This is a genomic window from Ideonella sp. P3_A4 (assembly GCF_056403075.1).
This window is the reverse complement of sequence record NZ_JBFUGE010001094.1, coordinates 1-1,241: the sequence shown is the minus strand read 5'-3', so window position 1 is coordinate 1,241 and position 1,241 is coordinate 1. Positions and strand designations below refer to the sequence as shown.

The window sequence follows — 1,241 nt, the reverse complement described above, 5'->3', positions numbered from 1 at the left end:
CCTACGGCCTGCACGGCACGCCGACCACCTTCACGCTGGAAGCGCGGCTTGCAACGCTGGAAGGTGCCAAGCACGTGATGCTTGCGCCCAGTGGCCTGTCGGCGCTGGGCGTGGTCAACATGACGGTGCTGCGCAGCGGCGACACGGTGCTGCTGCCCGACAACGTCTACAACCCCAGCAAGGAACTCGCGCGCCACGAACTGGCCGGCTGGGGCATTGCGCATCGGCTTTACGACGCGATGCAGCCCGAGACGCTGCGCGCTGCGCTGACGCCGGACGTGAAGCTGGTCTGGCTCGAAGCGCCGGGTTCGGTGACGCTCGAGTTTCCGGACCTGCCGGCGCTGGTGCGCATCGTGCGCGAAACGGCGCCGCAAGCCACCATCGCCTTCGACAGCACCTGGAGCGCAGGGCTCGCCTTCTGCGCCTTCGATTTCGGCGTCGACGTCACCATCCACGCGCTGACCAAGTACCCCTCGGGTGGCGGTGACATGCTGATGGGCTCGATCGCCTGTCGTGACGACGCGCTGTACGAGCGCCTGGCGATGACCCACAGCCGGCTCGGCCTGGGAGTGGGCGCGAACGACGCCGAAGCGGTGTTGCGTGCCTTGCCGACGCTGCCGCTGCGCTATGCCGCGCAAGACGCCTCGGCCCGGCGCATTGCCGAATGGGCGACGACCCAGGCGCCAACGGTTCGCCGCGTATTGCACCCGGCGCTTCCCGGTTCGCCAGGCCACGAGCACTGGGCCGCGATCAGCCGCGCGGCGGCAGGCCTGCTGACGCTGGAGTTCGATCCGGCCATTTCGCCGCAGCGGGTGGATGCCTTTGTCGACGGCCTCGAGCTGTTCAGGATCGGCTGGAGCTGGGGTGGCCCGGTCAGCCTGGCGGTGCCCTACCAGTCGCCGCGTATGCGCCAACTGGGCGGTGGGTACGAAGGTGTGATCGTTCGCCTATGCATTGGACTGGAAGCGACCGATGACCTGATCGCAGACCTGCAAACGGGTCTCGATCGACTTCGCCGTGAGGTTTGACGCGGCGATCGTCGACCCCTTGCATTGACTCAGCCGCGAGGCTGCGCTGCAATCGGCTGTTGACTTGTTGCTGGGTTTCGGCCCTGGTGCGAGAAGGCCGTCGAGGCCCCCGCCAGGCCAGCCAGACCAGCCGTCTGGACTGCCATGCGACGCCTGTCGCAAATGATGACAACACTTTTGGCCATTCAAGTTGGGCGATGGATTGCGCTGTGC

Annotated in this window: 1 protein-coding gene; it reads left to right on the top strand. The window is 67.0% G+C overall.

What is annotated here, in order from left to right; genetic code table 11:
• The coding region (locus AC1DYI_RS36115; RefSeq protein ID WP_477208898.1) for a PLP-dependent transferase at positions 1–1,028 on the top strand (1,028 nt) is incomplete at its 5' end.
• Between the last annotated feature and the right edge of the window lie 213 nt (positions 1,029–1,241).